At 47.9% G+C, this 6042-nt stretch carries 5 protein-coding genes and 2 pseudogenes; all 7 read left to right on the top strand.

All coding sequences use genetic code 11. The features are described from left to right. Positions 1-226 (top strand): annotated as a pseudogene (locus GRP75_RS17275) (O-antigen ligase family protein); the annotation flags it as partial. A 4-nt stretch (positions 227-230) separates the two neighbouring features. Further along, complete coding sequence (locus GRP75_RS17270; protein ID WP_160789899.1) at positions 231-1001, top strand: WecB/TagA/CpsF family glycosyltransferase; 771 nt, start codon at positions 231-233, stop codon at positions 999-1001. A gap of 5 nt (positions 1002-1006) precedes the next feature. Then, positions 1007-2449, top strand: a complete 1443-nt coding sequence (locus GRP75_RS17265; RefSeq protein WP_023987420.1) for an O-antigen ligase family protein — start codon at positions 1007-1009, stop codon at positions 2447-2449. 5 nt (positions 2450-2454) lie between these two features. Beyond that, on the top strand, positions 2455-3834 hold the full coding sequence (locus GRP75_RS17260; RefSeq protein ID WP_013309157.1) for a lipopolysaccharide biosynthesis protein: 1380 nt from the start codon (positions 2455-2457) through the stop codon (positions 3832-3834). A 22-nt stretch (positions 3835-3856) separates the two neighbouring features. Beyond that, positions 3857-4696, top strand: a complete 840-nt coding sequence (locus GRP75_RS17255; RefSeq protein WP_023987421.1) for a glycosyltransferase family 2 protein — start codon at positions 3857-3859, stop codon at positions 4694-4696. Then, on the top strand, positions 4683-5870 hold the full coding sequence (locus tag GRP75_RS17250) for a glycosyltransferase family 4 protein (RefSeq protein WP_160789898.1): 1188 nt from the start codon (positions 4683-4685) through the stop codon (positions 5868-5870). The genes GRP75_RS17255 and GRP75_RS17250 overlap by 14 nt, the downstream gene beginning before the upstream one ends. After that, a pseudogene (locus GRP75_RS30495) lies at positions 5867-6042 on the top strand (glycosyltransferase family 1 protein); the annotation flags it as partial. The gene GRP75_RS17250 and the pseudogene GRP75_RS30495, both read left to right, overlap by 4 nt.

Genomic DNA, 6042 nt, shown 5'->3' with positions numbered 1-6042 from the left:
CGGTTGCGGGCTATTAATGCTTTCATTGCTGATCGTGTTTGCTCTCATTTACCGGTCGCTTGCCAAGTCTATCAAACCTTATTTTGCAAGCTTAATTGCAGGCTTTCTGATCTACTCGTTTTCAGATAATACGTTGTCGACGGTTCAGATGATTATTCCATTTTGCTGGTATTTGAACGCGTTATACCAGACATCTACTCAAACCGATTTTCGCAAAGAGAAGTGATACGATGAGCAGAGTGAACATGTTCGATGTCAACTTTGATAATTACGATTTTAATGATCTACTCGAATTTATAGATACTTCTATTGAACATCAGCGTCATTCCTACATTTTGACCTGTAATGTCGATCATGTGATCAAGCTTCGCAAGGATGATGAATTCCGCAAGGTGTATTCGGATGCCGGAGCTGTAGTGGCCGATGGGATGCCTATCATATGGGCGTCCAAGTTACTGAAAAAACCCCTCAAACAAAAGGTCTCCGGGTCAGATTTGTTCACTCGGTTGGGAGAGGCTTTTGAGGATCGAGGCTATCGTTTATTTTTTCTGGGTGCAGCTGACGGTATTCCTGAGAAGGCTATGCTCAATCTCCAGGAATCTTATCCGAACATGAATGTGGTGGGCTGTTACTCTCCTTCTTATGGCTTTGAGAAAAACGAGGAGGAGAATAGGCACATTGCCCAATTGCTTCAAGAGGCTCGCCCGGACATCGTTTTTGTAGGTGTGGGCGCCCCTAAACAGGAAAAATGGATTTACAGATATTACGAGACTTACCGCGCTCCGATTTCGATTGGGGTGGGAGCGACCTTTGATTTCCTGTCGGGAAATGTGAAAAGAGCACCGGAGCTGATGCAGAAGACGGGATTTGAATGGTTCTGGAGGTTGTCTCAGGAGCCTAAACGATTGTGGAAAAGATATTTGATTGAGGATTCCCAATTTCTCGTTCTGCTGTTTAAGGAGATGTTCAAGCGGAAGCGGATGAAGGGAGGTCAGGGGTGAGAAACATGAGTCGGTTGGCAGATCAGCAGATTTCCGTTTGGCTAGGAAATCGGCGTGGAATCAGCATGATCGGCATGGGGTTGCTGGCTTGTATGTTGCCACTCGCCATCGGATTTGTCAGCGCCAAGATGAATCCCACCATGAGCCAGCAGGGAGCCATATTGCTGGCGCTCGTTTTTCCGGCCTTCCTGCTGGCGATCTTGCAATCGCGGCTACTGATTCCTTACACACTGGCAGTGTGGGCAGTAGGCCCGGAAATCCGCCGCATTGCGGATTGGATGGAGGGAACGTATCACTCGGTTTCCTTGTTGAGCGTGGCACCGCTGCTGGTAAGCAGTATGTTGATTATTCCTGTGTTGCGAGGCATTCATCAGGCGGAAAAACCCTTGACCCGAATTGCTGTATTTTTCGGCATAGAATTGGCCTACGGAAGTGTGGTCGGGTTATTCAAAAATGGTATTGTTTTTGCTTATGATTTAGCCAATTATGTGGTTCCTTTGATCCTGTTGCCTTATCTTGCGATTAAGCCCATGAAGGCGAAGGAGCTGGACCGACTGCTGTATTCATATGCCAACATTGCTGTTCTTGTGGCAATTTACGGCATTATCCAGTACTTGACGGTGCCTCCGTGGGATGCATTTTGGATGAATCATGTAGAAATGAATTCCATTGGTGTTCCAGAACCACTTCAAATCAGAGTATTTTCTTCCATGAACTCGCCCGGTCCCTGCGCTATTTTCCTGGCGATGGCACTTGTACCCATGCTAATGGAAAAACGTTGGCGTGGCACTTTGGGATGGATCGGAATCCTGCTGACGGTCGTTTGCCTTTTAATCACGCTGGTACGTTCAGCCTGGCTAATTGCATTCGTCATGTTACTGGCTTACATTCTCAGTTCATCTTCCAAGGGAAAGTGGAAAACCTTGTTTCAACTAGCTATAGTTGGCCTTCTTCTCTACATCATTGTTCCAAAACTTCCAGGGGCAGAAGGTTTGGTGGCTCGCATGCAGACGCTGACGGATATTCAGCAGGATCATTCGTACAATGAACGTTTGGATTTACTGCATACGATGCTTCCGGCGATTGCTGGCAATCCGGTCGGGCAGGGGATTGGGAGTGTAGGAATCGGAACCAAGCTTGATAACGGCGGCGATCTCGGCGAACTTGGGATTATGGATAATGGATATATCGCCATTTTCCTCACCTTCGGTATTTTCGGGGCATTCTTTTTCTTCGGTGGTCTCTTCGTTATCATCAAGCGCCTTCTCGCCCGTATTGCCGCACGAGATGCCAGTCAGCCTTATATCAGACTGGCGTTGGCTACGTGGGCCGGAGCTGTAGCCAGTCTCATATCAGATAATGGTTTCCCCGGTATGCGCGGCTATCTGATCTGGATGATGATCGGAATAGGGCTATGGGCAAAAGATGTCATCGCGGAAAGAAGGTAAAGGCTGTGCAAAACTTACAAGCATTATCCGCACCTGTCCGGACACTATGGTCCACGGTGATTCGGTTTGCCAAAAGCAAGGATAACAGCTCTGCAGCAGTAAAAACGATGATATTCAGTATGCTGATTCTCGTCGTGAATATGCTGACTGGTGTGCTAACGGCACGATTCCTGGGTCCTACTGGACGCGGGGAACAGACAGCGATGGTGAACTGGTCCCAATTTCTCGCCTTCTGCATGAGCTTCGGTGTCCCGTCTGCATTGATTTACAATGCGAAAAGGAAACCGGAGGAAACGGGCAAGCTGTATGGTCTGGCCTTGCTACTGGCTACCATGTTCGGGGGCTTGGCGACACTCGTCGGAGTTTTTCTAATTCCTTATTGGCTGCGCTCTTTTTCTTCATCGGTCATACTTTTCGCGCAGTGCTCCATGATGATGTGTCCGCTCATAGCGATTTCACAGATCAATAATGCATTGCTTCAAGTTCGCTCGGAATATAAGCAGTACAATTTATTCCGGTATCTGGTACCGCTAAGTACACTGCTGGGTCTGGCGATTCTGATCTTAACCGGAAATATGAATCCGTACACCTCGGCATTGGCCTATTTACTGCCGGGCTTGCCGATTTATATTGGTGTCACGATACGAATGATTCGGCTGTACAAACCAAAGGTAAAGAACAGCTGGACGCAATTTAAAAATCTCTTTACCTACGGTATGGGTTCATACGGAAATGATCTCATGGGGCAGGTTTCCACTTATATTGATCAGATTTTGATTGCGGGTCTGCTCAGACCCGCTGATCTCGGTTTATATGCAGTAGCGGTCAGCTTGGCCAGGATGGTGAATGTATTTTCTACCTCGATCATTGTCGTGCTGTTTCCCAAAGCCTCCGGTCTGAATAAGGAAGAGGCGGTGGCCATAACATTTCGGGCATTTCGAGTGACATCAACGGCAACCTTTCTGGCTGCGGTGATGCTGATGCTGATTGCTCCGTTCGTATTTACATTGTTATATGGTCAAGAGTTTAAACAAGCGCTTACGGTATTCCGGTTCCTGGTGCTTGAGGTTGCTATCAGTGGGGGAACCATGGTGCTGGCACAACAATTTATGGCGTTGGGTAAGCCCAAACTGGTTACCATTCTACAGGGTGTCGGATTGGCGCTCGTCATTCCATTGCTGTCCATACTCGTACCGAAATATGGATTGACGGGTGCAGGGATAGCAATGCTGTCTTCGGGAATTCTACGGTTCATTTTCATTTTATGTAATGTTAAATTCGTTCTAAAAATGAAGATTCCAAGACTGCTTATTTCCAAACAAGATTTTCAATGGCTCCGATCAACGATGTCACACTACATCCGGAAAAAGCCAGTTAACGGTTAGATAAAGAAGGAGGCACCCGCTAATGAACCACATGTCTAGCGTTCCCGCGGACAACCGGATATCCGTAGTTATTATCGCTCAGGATGATGGCACTCGAATCACAGCCGCCATTAAATCCTGCAAGCCCTTTGCGGACGATATCGTCGTCATTGACGGAGGGAGCAAGGACAATACGATTCAGGTAGCTGAATCCTTGGGCTGTCGGGTGTTTTCTAACCCGTGGCCCGGTTATGCCAAACAGCGCATGTTTGGTGTTGAAAAAGCGGAATTTGATTGGATATTCCTGATTGATACGGACGAAGTAGTGGATGCAGAGTTGCTTGGAGACTTGTTGAAAGTAAAGGAAACGCTCCACGATCCGGCCAAAGCATATTCCGTATTCCGGATTGGAGATTTTCTCGGCAAATGGATGAACAAAGGCGAATACCTGGTTCGTTTGTACAATCGGCGTATTTATGGCATTACGAATAGTCTTGTTCATGAAATGCCGGATGTAGCCTCTTCCCAGATTGTCAATCTGGAGGGCGTGTTATGGCACTACGGCTTCCGCAGCATCAGTGATCATATGACCCGTTTTAACAAATATACAGATCTGGAAGCAGAGACGGCATTTAACAAAGGAAGATCCTTTCGGATTACCAGACTGTTGTGGCGGCCTCCTGCCCGCTTTGTGCAGAAGTATTTTGTCCAAGGCTTATACCGCAAGGGATTGGCGGGTTTTGCCGTAGCAGTATTCTGGGTGATGTATGAGTTTCTCGTCTGCTTCAAGCATTATGAGCTAACCAAGCGGCGAAAAAAGATAGAAATCGTGGATGACGGACATACCGAGCAGAAAGGAGAAACCAGCTATGTCGTACAATAACGGATTTCGTATTGCGGCAACGGGGCTTAGCTGGCCGTCTTTGCAGCCAGGAGGCCTCAACACATATTTTAAATCCATCTGTGAGCAGCTTACGTTAGAGCGCAATACGTTGGATGCTCTAATCTGTAGTGACGAGCAGCCGCAAGCGCCCGACCGTATTCGGATTCATACGATTGGCAGCAAGCAGCAATCCATCTGGAAGCGCCGAGAGCTAATGCAAAAATATGCAGCAGAGTTGTTCGACAAGCAACCGATGGATATATTGTATTCCCATTTTGCTCCCTATAGTGTCGGGCCAGCGCTGGAGGCGAAAAAAAGAGGAATCCCGGTAGTTACCACCTTTCACGGACCGTGGACGGAGGAAATGAAGATTGAAGGACAGGGCATCAAGCATTTTCTAAAAACGACGTTGGCTAAATCCATTGAAATGAAGGCCTACGGATTGGCGGATAAATTTATAGTGCTAAGCGAAACCTTTCGGGATATTTTACATGAGCACTATAAAGTTCCACTCAGCAAAATTCATATTATTCCTGGTGCGGCGAATGTAGAAAGGTTCCACCCGGCAGAGGAACAAGAAGCCGTGCGGAAGCGCCTGAATTTGCCGCAAAATGCGACGATTGTGCTAACCGTTCGTCGTCTTGTTAATCGAATGGGACTGCTACAGCTACTGGAAGCATGGAGACGAGTCACCGAGCGTCATCCTGATCATCTGTTGCTGATTGGAGGGAAGGGCCCCTTGATGGAGGAATTGGCTTCCAAGGTGGAGGAATACAATCTTCATAACCATGTAAGGCTGCTCGGTTATGTGTCGGATGAGGAGCTTCCACTGTATCACCAAGCATCGAATTTGTTCGTTGTACCCACACAGGCACTGGAAGGTTTCGGTCTGATCACAGTGGAGGCGATGGCCTCGGGACTGCCAGTGCTGGCGACTCCTGTGGGTGGCAACAAGGAGATTTTAAGAGGATTCCGTCCCGAGCTTTTGTTCAAGGGAACGGATAGTGAAGCCATTGCTGAAGGGTTGCTACGTGTGCTGGATCATCGTGAACTTCTACCGAATGCAAGGGAATGCCGGGACCATGTCCTGAGCAGATATACATGGGGACATGTAGCGGAGCAGGTGGAAGAGGTGTTCCGACAGGTCCTTGATAGAAAGGCGGCGGCGAAATGATGAGAGTAGCTTATATTGACCATACGGCAAGATGGAGCGGCGGCGAAGTCGCTTTGTATAACATACTGACGAATATCGGGGAACATATCGACCCGCTCGTTATTTTGGCAGAGGAGGGCGATTTGGCAGATCGGCTTCGGCAGCGTGATATTGATGTGCGCATCGTTCCATT

Source organism: Paenibacillus sp. OT2-17, assembly GCF_009827695.1.
Lineage (GTDB): Bacteria > Bacillota > Bacilli > Paenibacillales > Paenibacillaceae > Paenibacillus > Paenibacillus polymyxa_B.
The sequence above is the reverse complement of the archived record's forward strand: the minus strand, read 5'-3'. Positions and strand labels throughout refer to the sequence as shown.

Excerpts from the sequence above, each read along its gene's own strand:
- GRP75_RS17270 (WP_160789899.1), top strand. The coding sequence starts at position 231 with ATGAGCAGAGTGAACATGTTCGATGTCAACTTTGATAATTACGATTTT.
- GRP75_RS17265 (WP_023987420.1), top strand. The coding sequence starts at position 1,007 with ATGAGTCGGTTGGCAGATCAGCAGATTTCCGTTTGGCTAGGAAATCGG.
- GRP75_RS17255 (WP_023987421.1), top strand. The coding sequence starts at position 3,857 with ATGAACCACATGTCTAGCGTTCCCGCGGACAACCGGATATCCGTAGTT.
- GRP75_RS17250 (WP_160789898.1), top strand. The coding sequence starts at position 4,683 with ATGTCGTACAATAACGGATTTCGTATTGCGGCAACGGGGCTTAGCTGG.